The sequence below is a fragment of the Rhodomicrobium lacus genome (assembly GCF_003992725.1).
In the GTDB taxonomy this organism is placed as follows: domain Bacteria; phylum Pseudomonadota; class Alphaproteobacteria; order Rhizobiales; family Rhodomicrobiaceae; genus Rhodomicrobium; species Rhodomicrobium lacus.
Genome location: NZ_RZNF01000012.1, coordinates 1,331,235 through 1,347,817, shown reverse-complemented (window position 1 = coordinate 1,347,817; position 16,583 = coordinate 1,331,235). Strand labels below are relative to the sequence as shown.

Here is a 16,583-nt window from a genome sequence, read left to right as displayed (position 1 = left end):
TGACACAGCCACGGCGTCTGGTCTTTGATGATCGGCTGCTCGCCCGCAGGAAGCGGGACGATCAGGCGGGGAGACTTTGGATGAAAGCGCGAAATATTCTCCTCAACGCGTCGCTGGTTACGAGTGTCGCGCTGGCGGTGACGGTTGCTTCCGGCGGTGCGGACGCTCTCGCGGGCTTGACGGCGTCCTCTGACGCCCCGAAAGCGACAGCCTATAACCCCCGTCGCGGCACGCCCAAGCGCGTTGTCACGGCGCAGGCGACGCCATCGGAATTGCGTGGTGCCGGGGCGACGACGGACGCGCCAGCGGCCCCGCCACAGCCTGAAATCGCGACACCTCCCTCCGCCGTTCAGACCGCCCCCGTCGCCGCGGCTGCACCGCATCCTCTTGCGGACACGCCCACGACCGCCTCGGCTCCCGGGGTCAGACTGACTGCGGGCGCCACTCCCGCCGCGGCGCCGGTTCCGATCCCCGGCACCGGGGCTATCGCTCCGAAAGTCTTGAAGACGACGCCCGCGAAGCTGCTTTTCGGCGCCGTCCGCGAACCCGCCAAGATGGAAACGCGATCCATCGGGTTCTATGCGAAGGGGTGCCTCGCCGGTGCGGAACAGCTTGCCGACAATGGCCCCGTCTGGCAGGGCATGCGGCTTTCGCGCAACCGCCACTGGGGCAATCCCGCGCTCGTGACCTTCATCGAAAAGTTTGCCAGGGATGCGAAGGCGAAGGACGGATGGCCGGGCCTCCTGATCGGCGACATGTCAATGCCGCGCGGCGGCCCGATGCCGTTCGGTCACGCGAGCCATCAGGTCGGTCTCGATGTCGACATCTGGTACAAGCCGATGCCCGACCGCACGCTTGCCGCCGACGAGCGTGAGCAGATGAAGATGGAGAGCGTTCTTCTCGATCCCGTTCATGTCAATGAGCAGATGTGGACGCCGGACCACATAAAGTTGCTTCGGCGCGCGGTGTCGTATCCGGAAGTGACGCGCGTCTTCGTCAATCCCGCGATCAAGAAATGGATGTGCGACAACGTGAAGGACGATCGCGGCTTTCTGCACAAGATCCAGCCCATCATGGGCCACGATGCACACTTCCATGTCCGACTCGCCTGCCCCGCTGGCGATGATGGGTGCCGCGGTCAGCCGCCTCTTCCCGCTGGCGACGGGTGCGGCGGGGGCCTCGACAAGTGGATCGCGCAACTCTCAAAACCGGTGGTTCCGGCCGCGCCGAAACCCACGGTGGCATCCGCGCCCGCCGCGAAGTCGAAGCCCGGCATCACAATGGCGCAGCTTCCGCCGGCTTGTACGGCGGTGCTGAACGCGTCGCCTTCGATCACGCTTGCCGCACATTGATAACGCCTGACGGTGGCCATCACGATGTCGCCGTCAATTCCTGTCCTTCCGGGCTTGCCGCCTCATAATCTCGCGACTCGGGGACTGCGACTGCGAAAATGGCCAACGCCCCGAGCGCACACGCGGCCAGAAAGTAGAACGCCGCGGAAAATCCGAAGCTGTCGACGATTTGCCCGGCGACGGCGTTGCTCAACGCCGCGCCAAGACCCCAGCTCGCCCCCGCCGCGCCGAGCGCGAGGTTGAAGCGGCCGGTGCCGCGCGTGAAATCCGCCACGACGATATAAAACAGCGCGCCGAAAATGCCCGCGCCGATACCGTCGAGGATTTGAATGGCGACGATGGCCCACGGGTTGTCAGCGAGAGCGAATAAAAGCCCACGTAACGGCAAGACTGCGAAGGCACACAGAAACAGGGGCTTGCGGCCCCACGCATCCGCGCGGTGTCCGACAAGGATCGCCATCGGGATCATCACGAGTTGAGCGGTGACGACGCAGGATGCCATGAAAAGCGGGCTTTCGTCCGGTTTGCCGACGCTGAGCTTCTCGCCCGCGAGCGGCAGCATGGCCGCGTTCGCGAAATGGAACAGCGTGATTGCGGCGGTGAACCACAACAGCGGCCTGTTGCGCAGGAGCATGCCGACCGCTTCGGGCGTTTGCCCGTGTTTCTCCTCGCCGCGCGCCACGTCGTTGTCGATGGCGCTGGCGTCGATCCGATACACCGCCACCGCGCAAAGCGCCGCGAGCAGCGCGACGGTCCAGAGCATGGCGACCTGCGCGATGAAATATCCCGCCGCTCCGGCGAGGATGGCCGCCGTGACGTTGCCTCCGTGGCTCCACGCCTCGTTTCGCCCTACGCGGCGTGCGAAAGCCTTGCGCCCCACGATACCGAGGCTGATCGCGGTAACGGCGAGGGGAAGGATCGCGTCGGAAATGCCGATGAAAGCTTGGCCGACCGCGACCGTCCAGAATGTCGGGTTGGCCGACATCGCGAGCGACGCGACTGCGACGATGGCCACGCCGACGACAATCAGGGAGCGCTTCCAGGCAATGGCGTCCACGAGCGCGCCCGCCGGGCTGCGCGCAAGAACGGTCGCCAGGCCGCCGATGGTCAGGACCAGGCCCGCGCTGCCCGCGTCCCACTGCTGGCTCGATGTGAGATAGATCGCAAGGAACGGCCCGAGACCGTCCTTGACATCCGCGAGCAGGAAATTCAGCCAGTCGAGGGCGCTTTGATTATGGTCCGAGATAGGAGGCTGCGCATCGTCCGGCTGCACGGGGGCATTTCCTGTTTCCTGCCGCGTGAGCCCTGAGCGCCGCGCGTGGAAAGCAAAGCAACCGAGCGCAAATATGATCCCCGACAGCTTCAGGCAATCGGCGACGCACGTGGATAATTCGTCAAACGCAAAAAGAAAAAGCCCGCAACTTGCGTCGCGGGCTTCGTGTTTCGGCCGCTCTGGCGAGGACTTTAGTAGTCCATGCCACCGCCCGGCATCGCCGGAAGCGGAGCGTCCTTCTTCGGCTTCTCGGCGATCATGGCTTCGGTCGTGATCAGGAGGCCCGCCACGGAAGCGGCGTCCTGAAGCGCGATGCGAACCACCTTCACCGGATCGATGACGCCAGCGGCGACGAGGTTCGTATATTCCCCGGTCGCGGCGTTGTAGCCGAAGCTGTAGTCCTTGTTTTCAAGAACCTTGCCGGCGATAACCGCGCCGTCTTCGCCCGCGTTCGTCGCAATGGTGCGGATCGGGGTCTGGATCGCGCGACGGACGATGTTGATGCCCGCCTTCTGGTCTTCGTTCTCGCCCTTGAGGCCTTCAAGCGCCGAGATCGCACGGAGCAGGGCAACGCCGCCGCCCGGCAGGAAGCCTTCTTCCACGGCCGCGCGGGTCGCGTTGAGGGCGTCGTCGACGCGGTCCTTCTTTTCCTTCACTTCGACTTCCGTCGCGCCGCCGACGCGGATCACCGCGACGCCGCCCGCGAGCTTCGCAAGACGCTCCTGGAGCTTCTCACGGTCGTAGTCGGAAGTGGTGTCTTCGATCTGGGCCTTGATCTGGTTGATGCGGGCCTCGATCTCCTTCTGGTCGCCGGAGCCGTCGACGATGGTCGTGTCGTCCTTCGTGATGGTGATCTTCTTGGCGCGGCCGAGCATGGCAACGTTGACGTTCTCAAGCTTGATGCCAAGGTCTTCGGAGATGAGCTGGCCGCCGGTCAGAACGGCGATGTCCTGCAGCATGGCCTTGCGGCGGTCGCCGAAGCCAGGAGCCTTCACGGCCGCAACCTTGAGGCCGCCGCGCAGCTTGTTGACGACGAGCGTGGCCAGAGCCTCGCCTTCGACGTCTTCCGCGATGATCAGGAGCGGACGGGCCGACTGGACGACGGCTTCGAGAACCGGCAGCAGCGGCTGAAGATTGGAGAGCTTCTTCTCGTAGATCAGGATGAACGGATCGTCGAGATCGACGCGCATCTTCTCGGCGTCGGTGATGAAGTACGGCGAGATATAGCCGCGGTCGAACTGCATGCCTTCCACGACTTCGAGTTCGAAATCGAGCGACTTGCTCTCTTCAACCGTGATGACGCCTTCGTTGCCGACCTTCTCCATCGCTTCCGCGATCTTGGAGCCGACTTCGGCATCGCCGTTCGCGGAGATCGTGCCGACCTGCGCGACTTCGGAGGAAGAGGTGACCTTCTTCGCCTTGCTCTGGAGATCCTTCACGACAGCCGCGACCGCGAGGTCGACGCCGCGCTTGAGGTCCATCGGGTTCGCGCCGGCGGCGACGGACTTCGCGCCTTCCTTCACGATGGCCTGAGCCAGAACGGTCGCGGTGGTCGTGCCGTCGCCAGCGATGTCGTTGGTCTTGGAAGCGACTTCGCGCACCATCTGCGCGCCCATGTTCTCGAACTTGTCTTCAAGCTCGATTTCCTTCGCGACGGTCACGCCGTCCTTCGTGATGCGCGGAGCGCCGAAGGACTTGTCGATCACGACATTGCGGCCTTTCGGGCCGAGCGTAACTTTCACGGCGTCGGCGAGAATGTCCACGCCACGGAGCAGGCGATCACGGGCGTCCTGGCCAAAACGTACTTCTTTAGCAGCCATTGTTCATGACCCTTCGAATTGAGTGTGAAACTTGGGAATTAGAGAGGTATCGGCGTTTAGGATTTCTTCTTCTTGCCGCCGTCGTGACCCTCGAGGATGCCGAGGATGTCGCTTTCCTTCATGATCAGAAGGTCTTCGCCGTCGATCTTGACTTCGGTGCCGGACCACTTGCCGAACAGGACACGGTCGCCTTCCTTTACGTCGAGAGCAACGAGCTTGCCTTCTTCGTTACGGGCGCCGGGGCCAACGGCGATCACTTCGCCCTGCTGAGGCTTTTCCTTCGCCGTGTCCGGAATGATGATGCCGCCTTTGGTGCGCTCTTCTTCTTCGAGACGGCGCACGACAACGCGGTCATGCAGGGGCCGGAATTTCACTGACATGTGTATCCTCCTCAGACGACAAATCTGGATGGTGAATGTGTGGGTGCGGCATATTCGCTCGCGTTCACCCTGCCGAAGAGATAGAGCGGAACTGTTAGCACTGTCAAGTGGTGAGTGCCAATTTCGGCGAGGGGTCTTTAGCAGGCGTGAAGGATGAAGAAGCGAATTTGACGAAATCTCGTCATAATAAAATTGCACTCGACGTGGCATGCCACACTGCGGCGCGTCGGGCCTCGTCCCGAGATTCAGGGGAGGATTTCAATGACCGATATTCTTGCAAAAAACGTTAATCCCGGCTCGGCGCAGCCTCCTCTCGCGGGAGATGGGGAGAAACCCAAGGAAGAAAAGAAGCGGCGCGCCGGAATCTGGCTCTGGATCCTCGCGGTCTTGCTGTTTCTGGCCGCTCTGGTCGAAGGCGCTATCCTTTACGCCGAGCGGGCGGCAAAAAAGGTGGAGGCCGCGCCTGCGCCACAACCCGTAGTGGCCGTTCCACAGGCGGTCTCCGACAAGAGTGCACCCAAGGAAAGGGTCGAGAATGCGTATTTCTTCCGCATTGACGGCAAGGACGCGGAAGGGCGCTCGGCATCTTTCGATTATATCATCGTCACCAGCGACTATACCTGGGTCAAGGGAAGCACGGTCGAAGTCGTTTCCAACGATGTCGTGATCCCCGAAGAAGAAACCGCCGACCGCATCATCACTCCGAAGGTGAGGGAGTCGTTCGCCAGCGCGCTCGACCTGATCGCCGTTGGCCTGGCCTCCCGCGAAGGCGACCGCGACGCGGAGGAAGCGCGCGCGCTTGCCCGCGCTCAGACGGTTGCAGGATGGATTTCCAAGGTGACGGATGCCTCGATCCCGCTTTGGACGCTCAATCTGGGTCAATACGACAAGGAAGCCTGCAAGGCCAAAGAGGACGCGGACTCGAGCTATGAGCGGCCTGTTCTTCTCGCGAGCGTTCGCGCAAGGGCAGAGGGCGTGAACCTGACGGAAGCCTTCTCCAACGCTCTCAGCGGGCATGACAATCTGCCGAGCCGCGATTGCTACTCGCAATTCGATCTGGTCAAGATTCGCTGATGGACGACGGTCGGGTGGCTAGGCTGCCCGACCATCTATCCGCCTGGGGGATGCTCATTTTTCAACAGGTTGGCTCGGCCGACGAGTGGCAGGCGCGCCACCTTTCCCCAACCTTGCAGTCGCATTTTGCGATTCCATCTCGTCAGCAGCGAACGGGCTCGATATTTGCAAGCACTTAATGCTGCGTCGCCTGCCGACACTCTCCCACCAAGGTTCTTCATGGACTCCCTGCCGACGGCCATCGCCGGTCTCAAGACCTGGAAACTGGCGCTGATCGCCTTTATCGCGGGCGTGCTGTCTGTGCTTGCCATGGCGCCGTTTCATCTCTGGCCGGTGCTGTTCCTGACCTTCCCGTTGATGATCTGGGTGCTCGATGCCGTTGCGCTTCGCGAGGATGCGGCGACGCGCCTTGAAGACTATCTGAACCGTCTCAAGAGCGCGGCGCTGCTCGGCTGGGCGTTCGGCTTCGGCTATTTTCTCGCGGGTATCTACTGGATCGGCTTCGCGTTCTACGTCGACGCGCAACGTTACGCGGTCCTGATGCCGTTCGCTGTGGCGGGACTTTGCGCGGCGCTCGGGCTGTTCTATGCGGTCGCGGGGGGGCTTGCTGCGGCGATGTGGCGGCGCGGCTATGCGCGCATCATCGGGTTCGTTTTCGCTTTTTTCTGCGTGGAGGCCGCGCGGGGATATTTCTTCACCGGTTTTCCCTGGAACCTGTTCGGACAGGCGCTTGCCGCTGACGATGCGCCGATGCAGATGGCGGCCTATATCGGCATTTACGGTCTGACGCTCGCGGCGCTTTTCATCTTCTCTGCGCCGGCAGCCTTCATCGCGGCGCCGGGGGCACGCTTCGACAGGCTTCGCGTCCCCGCTCTGGTCGCGGCCTTGACCCTCGCGGCGTTCTACGCGGTCGGCGTGCAAAGGCTTCAGCAGAGCGTCGGTGATGTGCCAGGAGTGCGGATCCGCATCGTTCAGCCGAATATTCCGCAGCAGGAAAAGTGGAAACCGGAAAATCGCCGCTGGATCTTCGAGCGCGCGCTTCAGTTGAGCCGCAGCGGCACGTCTGGCGAAGACATCGCCGCGTTCACGCATGTCATCTGGCCTGAATCTTCCGTACCGGTCCTTTTCGCCTTCAATGATCAGATATACAGCGACGAGGTGCGCGATGCGCTTTCAGCGCTCATTCCAGACGGGACTTCACTGATCATAGGCGCCGAACGTGCCGAGGGAAGCCGCGAACCGGACGGTCGTCCACGCTTCGATCGAGCTTTCAACAGCTTATTTTTGTTGGGGAAAGGGGCTGAGATCAGGGCTGTGTACGACAAGATCCACCTCGTCCCATTCGGTGAATATGTGCCCTTCAGGGACGTTCTGATGAAGGCGGGTTTTTCCGCTTTTTCCCATAGGTTGGACGGTTTTGAGGCGGGGCTGGGGCCGGCACGGCCAATCGAAACCCCGCAGGCGGCGCCTTTTCTGCCGCTGATCTGCTACGAGATTATTTTTCCGGGAAGAACGGGAAATCTGCCGGAAAGACCGAAATGGCTGGTCAATATTACTAACGATGCGTGGTTTGGACAGTCCACCGGACCATATCAACACCTCCATCTGGCACGCATTCGCGCCGTCGAAGAAGGCTTGCCGGTTGTCAGGGTAGCCAATACCGGAATTTCGGCGGTCATCGACCCTTTTGGCCGCATTTTGAACAAAATAGATTTGGGTAAAGCTGGGACAATTGACCACAGCTTGCCCCATGCATTACCGATAACCTGTTATCAAAAAACGAGGATGCAGTCGTTTATTGCGTTATTTTTCTTCACGCTTCAATTTTATCTGGCTATGGTTGCTCTCGCAAAAGTCAGATGATTCTTAATTCCGGAACTCACTGAGGATTCTTGAGGTTAAGAGAAGAACGCCTTGGCGATGTCTCCAAAACGATCCGTTAGCAGATAAGAAGAAGCTTGACGGCTCGTTCACGCATAACTACAACTTTTAGGTAGTGGGAATAGGTCATACGGCTGAGTGCGCACAACTTAAAGATGGCGGAGAGAGATGGGGCGGAATATGGGCATGGTCGAGTCTTCGGTGTCAATATTGGCCGATAATGACGAGATATATGAAACCGCAGGGCGCAAGCCGAATCCGGTGGATATTCATGTCGGCAGCCGCGTGCGATATCGTCGCATGATCATCGGCATGAGTCAGGAGAAGCTGGGTGAGAAAATGAATCTCACTTTCCAGCAGATTCAGAAATACGAAAAGAGAACGAACCGGATCGGCGCAAGCCGCCTCTTCCAGCTTTCGAAAATTCTGGAAGTGCCGGTTGGCTATTTCTTTGAAGACGCATTTTCTCATGGCACGCCGGCAAGCGCAAATCACGGCCTTCATGAGCCCGAGCAAGAGGGTTTTCTTCTCGATTTTCTCAACTCTCGCGAAGGTCTCGAACTAAACAAGGCGTTTGCCAAGATACAGGATCCGAAGGTGCGGCGCCGCGTCATAGATCTCGTAAGGGCCTTGTCAGAGGAAAAGCCGGACGCTAAGGAAGGCCAGCCGGGGATTGGGAACGATCTCGGCTAGCATGGTGAGTTGCCATGCATTCCAGGCAAATCTTGCAATGATTGGAACGAGGCAGTGTCTCGCAATAGCTATCATTTCACAAGCGAATCGGTATCCGAGGGGCACCCAGACAAGGTCTGCGACCAGATCTCGGACGCGATTGTCGATCTTTACCTCGCCGCCGATCCGCATTCGCGGGTGGCATTGGAGACTCTCGCGACCACGAACCGTGTCGTTCTGGCGGGCGAAGTCCGTGGGCCGTCCTCCGTCACGAGCGACAAGCTGATCGAGACGGCGCGCAACGTGATCCGCGACATCGGTTACGAGCAGGAGGGATTCGACTGGCGGACCGCCGATATCGTCTCCTACGTGCACGCTCAATCCGCTGATATCGCCCAGGGCGTTGACGCCGCGGGCAACAAGGATGAGGGCGCCGGCGATCAGGGTATCATGTTCGGCTTCGCGACGCGCGAAACCGAAAGCTACATGCCCGCGCCGATCTATTATTCGCATCGAATCCTGTACGAGATTTCGAAGCTGCGCCGGTCAGGGCAGCTTCCAGAACTTGGCCCCGACGCCAAGAGCCAGGTTTCTCTGTACTATGAAAACGGCAAGCCGGTGCGCGCGACCTCTGTCGTCGTTTCGACGCAGCACGCCGAAGACGCGACACAGGAGCGTATTCGCGAAATCGTCGGCAACATCGTGGCCGAGGTGCTGCCGCAGGGCTGGTTCCCGCCGAAGGAAGAGTTCTACGTTAACCCGACGGGACGCTTCGTGATCGGTGGCCCCGATGGCGATACCGGTCTTACCGGCCGCAAGATCATTGTGGACACCTACGGCGGTGCAGCCCCGCACGGCGGCGGCGCGTTCTCCGGCAAGGATCCGACGAAGGTCGATCGCTCTGCGGCTTACGCGGCGCGCTGGGTGGCGAAGAATATTGTCGCGGCGGGTCTTGCCGACAAGTGCACGCTTCAGCTCTCCTACGCCATCGGCGTGGCGAAGCCGCTGTCCATCTACACCGACCTTCATGGGACGGGCAGCGTGGACGAAAGCAAGCTTGAAGCCGTGATCGCCGAGATCGTGGACCTCAGCCCCCGTGGCATCCGCGAGCGCCTGCAACTCAGCCGCCCGATTTATCAGCGGACTGCCAGCTACGGCCACTTCGGTCGCACGCCGACCGATGACGGTGGCTTCTCCTGGGAGCGGCTGGACCTCGTCGACGCGCTGAAAGACGCGCTGAGCTGAGCGTGACGAAAGGCGAGACTGCGCCGTGCGGGAATGCCGACGGCGCAGCACATTCCTCCGAAAGACGGCTTCGATCATTTGGCCGCAGAAAGGGCAGAACGCTCTCTCTGCGGCAATCGTCGTTGCTTGCCGACGCGCTGCAAAACCGCTCGATCGACGTCAGCGCACCGCTGGACGCTGACGCCCTGAAGCGGCTTTTTCCCGGCAGCGTGCGGGACATCTGGCTCGAAATCGGCTTTGGCGGCGGAGAGCATCTCGTCTGGCAGGTCGCCAACAATCCACATGTCGGGGTGATCGGCGCCGAACCCTACCTGAATGGCGTCGTGGCGGCGATGGATGCCCTCGTCGCGCGCGAGCTTTCCGAACGCGTCCGTTTATACGCGGACGATGTGCTTGCCCTGCTTCAGGCGCTGCCGCCGGAAAGTCTGGCACGTGCCTTCATGTTGTTCCCCGACCCGTGGCCAAAAAAGCGCCATCGCGAGCGGCGGCTGTTTTCCGCGCACCTTCTCGATGAACTCGCGCCCCTGCTGCGGCCGGGCGCGGAATTCCGTTTTGCCTCTGACATCGATGATTACGCCGAGGCTGCCATCGAAGCTGCGCGCGCCCATCCCGCTTTCGACATCGCGCAGGTTTTCACGACCGAGAACCGCGACGCCCTGCCGGACTGGCCCGTAACGCGCTACGAGCAGAAGGCACGGCGAGAGGGGCGCGGCGCGACGTTTCTTGTCCTTCAGCGCGTGATCGAGCCGTCAAGGGCCTGAAGACGGGCGTTCCCAACGTTTCCTTATAATCGGAAGACCTCGCATGGGCGACGTATCGTTCCTGTGATGCGTATTTGCGTCCGGCGGCTGGTCTGCATGGGGCGCGTCGGGCACTCCGATAGAAAGGGGCTTCTCGAACGGTTGTGCGCGTAACAGCGCCTGCAATGCTCGGCGGACCGCGTGCGGCTGGACGCAGAGCCCTTTGCCTCCGCCATCTTGTTAAGCCCCAGGCAAGCAGCCGCGCTGCGCGCCTCGCGAATTTTGGCGTCGAACAGCCGGCGACGGACCCAAATCAGCCCACAGCTTGTCCCCCGCTTGTCAACAGGGAATTATCGCCCGCGCAGGGCTTTTGAACAAGATCGACACAACATATAGCGCCCCCATCAACATCACCCCCAAGCATTTGTGCGATGTTGCGGCGAAGTGACAGCCATACGCATGCGAATCAACTACGTTCAGGCGTGTCGCTGCGGGGAGCGCCCTTTCAGGGAGGGCGGGGCGGCATTTCATCCTCAGTCGGCTCAAGGTCTTCCAATCCAGTTGTTTCAGCCACCCGATTTCCGGGTGCGCTGGCGCGCGCCCTTTCGTCAGAGGTGCGCTCTATGTGCGTCTTCGAGTTCTGCGTCCCAAACATCACTTTGAACAAAGCGGGCAGGCGCAATGATGCGCCGGGCAGGAGAATCCATGCGGATCGAACGGCGATTCACTACGAGCGGGCAGTCTCCCTACGAGACGATTCGGTTCCGTCAGGCGACGAGCGAACTGAAAAATCCGGATGGAAAAATGATTTTCCAGCTCGAAGGCTTTTTCGTGCCGGACCAGTGGAGCCAGGTGGCCGCCGATATCATTGCGCAGAAATATTTCCGCAAGGCCGGGGTGCCCGCGCGCCTGAAGCGCATCGAGGAAAACAGCGTTCCCTCGTGGCTGTGGCGCTCCGTGCCCGACCTGCAGGCGCTTGCCGAGCTGCCCGAGGCAGAGCGCTATGGTCCTGAAAAGGACGCGCGTCAGGTGTTCGACCGCATGGTGGGCGCGTGGACATACTGGGGCTGGAAGGGGGGCTATTTCTCGTCGGAGGAGGACGCCCGGACGTTCCACGACGAGCTTTGCTATATGCTCGCGATGCAGATGGCCGCGCCGAACAGCCCGCAATGGTTCAACACCGGCCTGCATTGGGCCTACGGCATCGACGGCCCCGGCCAGGGTCACTATTACGTGGATTTCCAGACGGGCGAACTCGTGCGCTCTGAAAGCGCCTATGAGCACCCGCAGCCGCATGCCTGCTTCATCCAGTCCGTCGAAGACGATCTCGTCAACGAAAACGGCATCATGGATTTGTGGGTACGCGAGGCGCGCCTTTTCAAATACGGCTCCGGCACCGGCTCGAACTTCTCGAAGCTGCGCAGCGAAGGTGAGCGCCTTTCCGGCGGCGGCAAGTCTTCCGGCCTTATGAGCTTCCTCAAGATCGGCGACAAGGCGGCGGGGGCGATCAAGTCCGGCGGCACGACGCGCCGCGCCGCGAAAATGGTGATCGTCGACGCCGACCATCCGGACATCGAGACGTTCATCAACTGGAAGGTGCTCGAAGAGCAGAAGGTGGCGGCGCTCGTCGCCGGTTCGAAGGCGTGCGCCAAGCACCTCGCGGCCATCATGCGCGCCTGCGTGAATTGCGAGGGCCACGGCGAAGACTGCTTCGACCCGTCCAAGAATGTGGCGCTTAAGCGCGAGATCAAGGCGGCGCGCGCCGCCTTCGTGCCCGATGCCTACATCCAGCGCGTCATCCACTTCGCGCGGCAGGGCTTCAAGTCCATCGAGTTTCCGAGCTTCGACACGGATTGGGAAGGCGAAGCGTATCGCACCGTCGGCGGCCAGAATTCGAACAACACGGTTCGCGTGGACGATGCGTTCCTGCGCGCCGTGGAAGTCGATGGCGATTGGAACCTGACGTCCCGAACGACGGGCAAGGCCGCGAAGACGCTGAAGGCACGCGCGTTGATGGATCAGATCTCGGAAGCGGCATGGGCCAGCGCCGATCCGGGCATCCAGTTCCACACCACGATCAACGACTGGCACACCTGCCCTGCGAGCGGCCCGATCCGCGCGTCCAATCCGTGCTCCGAATACATGTTCCTTGACGACACGGCCTGCAATCTCGCGTCGCTGAACCTGCTGTCGTTCCGCCCGCAGGCCAGCGACGGCCGCATTGTCGATACCGAAGCTTTCGCGCATGCCTGCCGCTTGTGGACGGTGGTGCTCGAAATCTCCGTGACGATGGCGCAGTTCCCCTCGAAGGAAATCGCGCAGCGCTCGTTCGACTTCCGCACTCTCGGCCTCGGCTATGCGAACCTCGGCGGCCTCCTCATGGTTTCCGGTCTCGGCTACGACTCGGACGAAGGTCGGGCGCTCGCGGCGGCGGTTTCGGCGCTGATGACCGGCGTCAGCTACGCTACGTCGGCCGAGATGGCGCAGGAACTCGGCGCGTTCGCCGGTTACGGCACGAACGCCGCCCATATGCTGCGCGTGATGAAGAACCATCGCCGTGCGGCCTATGGGCGTGACAACGGCTACGAGATGCTTTCCACGAACCCCGTGCCGCTGAAAGACGGCGTCTGCCCGCAGACCGATCTCGTCACGGTGGCCCGCGAAGTGTGGGACGATGTGATCTCGCTCGGGCAGAAGCACGGTTTCCGCAACGCGCAGGTGTCGGTCATCGCGCCGACGGGCACGATCGGCCTCGTGATGGACTGCGACACGACGGGCATCGAGCCGGACTTCGCTCTCGTTAAGTTCAAGAAGCTTGCCGGCGGCGGCTATTTCAAGATCATCAACCGCGCCGTGCCGGAAGCGCTGCGGAACCTCGGCTACACGCAGACGCAGATCGACGCGATCATCGCCTATGCGGTCGGACGCGGCACGCTCGCCACGGCTCCCCACATCAACCACAAGACGCTCGCGGCGAAGGGCTTCACGCCGGAGAAGATCGCCGCCGTCGAGGCGGGCCTCGCGAGCGCCTTCGACATCAAGTTCGTCTTTAACAAGTGGACGCTCGGCGACGATTTCTGCAAGGGCGTGCTGAAGCTCACCGACGAGCAGATGGACGCGCCCGGCTTCGACCTGCTGGCGGCGATCGGCTTCCCGAGGGCGGAGATCGATGCGGCGAACGAGTATGTTTGCGGCACCATGACCCTCGAAGGCGCTCCGGCCATTAAGCCTGAGCATCTGCCCGTGTTCGATTGCGCGAACCCGTGCGGTAAAAAGGGAAAGCGCGCGCTGTCGTGGCAGAGTCACATCCGCATGATGGCGGCGGCGCAGCCGTTCATCTCCGGCGCGATCTCGAAGACGATCAACATGCCGAACTCGGCTAGCATCGCCGATTGCCGCGAAGCCTACATGCTGTCGTGGAAGCTGGCGCTGAAGGCCAATGCGCTCTATCGCGACGGGTCGAAGCTTTCGCAGCCGCTGTCCGCGCAGCTTCTCACCGACAACGACGCGGATGCCGAGGACGCGGCCGAAGCGTTGGCCGCCGCGCCGCAGGGCCGTCGCGCGCAGATCGTTGCGGAGCGCATCGTCGAGCGCATCATCGAGCGCGTCCGCACAAAGGTCGAGCGCGAGAAGCTGCCGAACCGGCGCAAGGGCTACACGCAGAAGGCCGTGGTCGGCGGTCACAAGGTGTACCTGCGCACCGGCGAGTTCGAAGACGGACGCCTCGGTGAAATCTTCATCGACATGCACAAGGAAGGCGCCGCGTTCCGCAGCCTGATGAACAACTTCGCCATCGCGATCAGCCTCGGCCTGCAATATGGCGTGCCGCTCGACGAGTTCGTAGAGGCGTTCACCTTCACGCGCTTTGAACCGGCGGGCTTCGTGCAGGGCAACGAGGCGATCAAGAACGCGACGTCGATCCTCGACTACATCTTCCGCGAACTCGCCGTGTCCTATCTCGGCCGCAACGACCTCGCCCATGTCGACCCGGCACAGATCGGCGCGACGGTGATGGGCGGCGGCGTCGCGGACGACAGGCCGGGGCAGAAGGCCGCCGCGGCGGCTGCCACCAATCCGGTGATCTATGCGGATCGCTATGTGTCGAAGGGTCTCACACGCGGACTTCACCACAAAGTTGTCATAGTTCAGGATCAGCCTAAGAATGAGCGAATCGGTGGCGCCGGTTCGTATGAAACAAATGGCGCCCTCGCTTATGCCTTGCGTCCGGAAGACGAAGACAAGTCTCCGCTGGGCTCTCTCGATGTAAACGCGCGCGATGGGGCAAGTGCCGCGTTGAACCATTCCCATCAGACGGTACCGCTCGCAGCAAGGCCCGGTAAGGCCGACTTGCTCGCGGAAGCGCGCGCGAAAGGTTACGAGGGGGAAGCCTGCGGCACATGCGGCAACTTCACTCTCGTTCGCAACGGAACTTGTCTGAAGTGCGATACCTGCGGCGGCACGACGGGATGCTCATAAGGCTGCCATAGCGTTCGGAGGATTTGCGCGGACCCTCGCGCAAACCTCGGGATGATCGCCTCGGACTTAGCCAAGGGCTGACGCAACGATGGCGCTCTGGACGATCACCCAACCGCAAGACCACGATATCTATACGATCGTGTATCTCCTGAAAGATGCGCTGAAATCAGCAATCAGCGATGCATGGTTCTTCGAGCGAACCGCGCTTCCAAAAGCTGACGTCAAAGGAGCCGGGCACGCGGAAATCGCTGCCCGGCTCGGTCGTTTCCGCGAAGGATGCAAGACCTTCCAGGAACGCGAAGCGCTGATGCTCATGAAGATCATGCGCGCGCGCAACTGGGCTTCGGAACTGCGCAGGATCGCGCCCGATTTCCAGGACGAGATCGAACAGATGCTTGAGGCCACATCCGCTTGCGAGGCGTTGCAGGCTGAGTTCGTCCGCGACGCGCAGCGCATGTTCAATGGCGGCGGTTCGCTCTCGCGCTTCCTGTCGCTGCGTCAGCCAGACCCGCGCAGCGTGCACCAGCCGGTCCATGGCGGATCCTATCTCGTGGGCGGCCGCACCGCGCTGTTCGAATTGCGCACGGCGTGCGAGGTGTTCCTGGCGCAGATCGACGACGTGTTTTTCTCCTCCCGCGCCGAAGAGATGGCAGACCTTCTGCCTGAACCCGCGCCCGTGCCTGTCGGCTATCTCGAAGCGCCGAAGCACGCCGCTCCCCTTTCCATGCCGATTCTCATCGACGAGGTTCCGCAGGGAAATAGCGATAAATCGCCGGTCCACTGAACACGGCGGAACTCTATGCGTTTCGGGAGGCTCATTAACGGTACGACGCCGTAGACCGGAAGGGTGCGAAGCGGTTTTCCGATAGACGCGACGGCCTGACAAAAAGCTGGAGCGCGCTTTTGATGCAATCAAAGCGGACCGCTCCAGCCCCGCTCCGTCATCGCCCGCCGAAAATCGCGGAGCCGACGCGCACGAGCGTCGCGCCCGCCGCGATGGCGGCCTCGAAGTCGCCGCTCATGCCCATGCTGAGTTCGAGCAGCCCGAGTTCCTTCCGCAGCGCCGCCATCTTCTCGAAATAGGGCACCGGATCGTCGTCGAACGGCGGGATGCACATCAGCCCCGCGACGGAAAGGCCGAACTCGCATTCGCACTGGCGTACAAATGCGGCGGCTTCATCCGGCGCGACGCCCGCTTTCTGCGGCTCCTCTCCGATATTGACCTGCACGAACAGCTTCGGGGCGCGTCCCTGCTTCTGAATCTCATGCGCCAGCGCCGCCGCGAGTTTCGGCCGGTCGACCGTCTCGATGCAGTCGAAGAACGCCACCGCCTCGCGCGCCTTGTTCGTCTGGATCGGGCCGATGACATGCAGCTCCGCGCGCGGATATTCCTCGCGCAGCGGCGGCCATTTCCGCATGGCTTCCTGAATGCGGTTTTCGCCGAAGAGAACGTGACCTTGCCGGAGAACCGGCCGGATATGCTCTGCGTCGAAGGTTTTCGTCACCGCCACGAGCTTCACGGAAGCCGGATCGCGCCCCGCGTTCTGCGCCGCGCGCCATACGCGCTCGCGGATCGAAAGATAAGCGTCTTCAACGGCGCTGGAATTGAACGGTTGATCGTCTGTGCTCATGTCATGCGCTTCTCTTGACCGAGGCTCCCTTTCAACTTC

General features: G+C 61.9%; 12 protein-coding genes. 8 read left to right on the top strand and 4 right to left on the bottom strand.

Going from position 1 to position 16,583, the window contains the following annotated elements; translation table 11 throughout:
* Positions 1 to 80 precede the first annotated feature (80 nt).
* Positions 81 to 1,352, top strand: a complete 1,272-nt coding sequence (mepA, locus tag EK416_RS15570; RefSeq protein ID WP_127079086.1) for a penicillin-insensitive murein endopeptidase — start codon at positions 81 to 83, stop codon at positions 1,350 to 1,352.
* Between the two features lie 19 nt (positions 1,353 to 1,371).
* On the opposite strand, the gene EK416_RS15565 is transcribed toward mepA, so the two are convergent.
* The 3 genes from EK416_RS15565 to groES form a co-directional block, all read right to left on the bottom strand.
* Positions 1,372 to 2,625, bottom strand: coding sequence for an MFS transporter (locus EK416_RS15565; protein ID WP_245434077.1), 1,254 nt, complete (start codon positions 2,623 to 2,625; stop codon positions 1,372 to 1,374).
* A 191-nt stretch (positions 2,626 to 2,816) separates the two neighbouring features.
* Positions 2,817 to 4,445 (bottom strand): chaperonin GroEL, encoded by a 1,629-nt coding sequence (gene groL / locus EK416_RS15560; RefSeq protein ID WP_127079084.1) that lies wholly within the window; start codon positions 4,443 to 4,445, stop codon positions 2,817 to 2,819.
* Positions 4,446 to 4,501: 56 nt separating this feature from the next.
* Positions 4,502 to 4,819 carry a co-chaperone GroES gene (gene groES / locus EK416_RS15555; RefSeq protein WP_127079815.1) on the bottom strand — a complete coding sequence of 106 codons (318 nt, stop codon included), beginning with the start codon at positions 4,817 to 4,819 and terminating at the stop codon, positions 4,502 to 4,504.
* Positions 4,820 to 5,086: 267 nt separating this feature from the next.
* On the opposite strand from groES, the gene EK416_RS15550 reads away from it, so the two are divergent.
* The 7 genes from EK416_RS15550 (at position 5,087) to EK416_RS15520 (ending at position 15,697) form a co-directional block, all read left to right on the top strand.
* Positions 5,087 to 5,899, top strand: coding sequence for a hypothetical protein (locus tag EK416_RS15550; RefSeq protein ID WP_127079082.1), 813 nt, complete (start codon positions 5,087 to 5,089; stop codon positions 5,897 to 5,899).
* Between the two features lie 219 nt (positions 5,900 to 6,118).
* A complete protein-coding gene (gene lnt / locus EK416_RS15545; RefSeq protein ID WP_127079080.1) occupies positions 6,119 to 7,762 on the top strand; it encodes an apolipoprotein N-acyltransferase in 1,644 nt (547 codons plus the stop codon).
* A 204-nt stretch (positions 7,763 to 7,966) separates the two neighbouring features.
* Complete coding sequence (locus EK416_RS15540; protein WP_164730054.1) at positions 7,967 to 8,473, top strand: helix-turn-helix domain-containing protein; 507 nt, start codon at positions 7,967 to 7,969, stop codon at positions 8,471 to 8,473.
* A gap of 54 nt (positions 8,474 to 8,527) precedes the next feature.
* Positions 8,528 to 9,697: a methionine adenosyltransferase gene (gene metK / locus EK416_RS15535; RefSeq protein ID WP_127079076.1), complete on the top strand. Its 1,170-nt coding sequence runs from the start codon at positions 8,528 to 8,530 to the stop codon at positions 9,695 to 9,697.
* A 122-nt stretch (positions 9,698 to 9,819) separates the two neighbouring features.
* The gene (gene trmB, locus EK416_RS15530; protein WP_245434076.1) at positions 9,820 to 10,458 is read left to right on the top strand and encodes a tRNA (guanine(46)-N(7))-methyltransferase TrmB; all 639 of its coding nucleotides are present in this window, start codon (positions 9,820 to 9,822) and stop codon (positions 10,456 to 10,458) included.
* 684 nt (positions 10,459 to 11,142) lie between these two features.
* Positions 11,143 to 14,913: a vitamin B12-dependent ribonucleotide reductase gene (locus EK416_RS15525; RefSeq protein WP_127079072.1), complete on the top strand. Its 3,771-nt coding sequence runs from the start codon at positions 11,143 to 11,145 to the stop codon at positions 14,911 to 14,913.
* An 88-nt stretch (positions 14,914 to 15,001) separates the two neighbouring features.
* Positions 15,002 to 15,697 carry a hypothetical protein gene (locus tag EK416_RS15520; protein ID WP_127079070.1) on the top strand — a complete coding sequence of 232 codons (696 nt, stop codon included), beginning with the start codon at positions 15,002 to 15,004 and terminating at the stop codon, positions 15,695 to 15,697.
* A 157-nt stretch (positions 15,698 to 15,854) separates the two neighbouring features.
* Here the strand turns inward: EK416_RS15520 and EK416_RS15515 are convergent, their stop codons facing one another.
* The gene (locus EK416_RS15515) at positions 15,855 to 16,544 is read right to left on the bottom strand and encodes a YggS family pyridoxal phosphate-dependent enzyme (protein WP_127079068.1); all 690 of its coding nucleotides are present in this window, start codon (positions 16,542 to 16,544) and stop codon (positions 15,855 to 15,857) included.
* Between the last annotated feature and the right edge of the window lie 39 nt (positions 16,545 to 16,583).

Excerpts from the sequence above, each read along its gene's own strand:
- mepA (WP_127079086.1), top strand. The coding sequence starts at position 81 with ATGAAAGCGCGAAATATTCTCCTCAACGCGTCGCTGGTTACGAGTGTC.
- groL (WP_127079084.1), bottom strand. The coding sequence starts at position 4,445 with ATGGCTGCTAAAGAAGTACGTTTTGGCCAGGACGCCCGTGATCGCCTG.
- EK416_RS15550 (WP_127079082.1), top strand. The coding sequence starts at position 5,087 with ATGACCGATATTCTTGCAAAAAACGTTAATCCCGGCTCGGCGCAGCCT.
- lnt (WP_127079080.1), top strand. The coding sequence starts at position 6,119 with ATGGACTCCCTGCCGACGGCCATCGCCGGTCTCAAGACCTGGAAACTG.
- EK416_RS15540 (WP_164730054.1), top strand. The coding sequence starts at position 7,967 with ATGGTCGAGTCTTCGGTGTCAATATTGGCCGATAATGACGAGATATAT.
- EK416_RS15525 (WP_127079072.1), top strand. The coding sequence starts at position 11,143 with ATGCGGATCGAACGGCGATTCACTACGAGCGGGCAGTCTCCCTACGAG.
- EK416_RS15520 (WP_127079070.1), top strand. The coding sequence starts at position 15,002 with ATGGCGCTCTGGACGATCACCCAACCGCAAGACCACGATATCTATACG.
- EK416_RS15515 (WP_127079068.1), bottom strand. The coding sequence starts at position 16,544 with ATGAGCACAGACGATCAACCGTTCAATTCCAGCGCCGTTGAAGACGCT.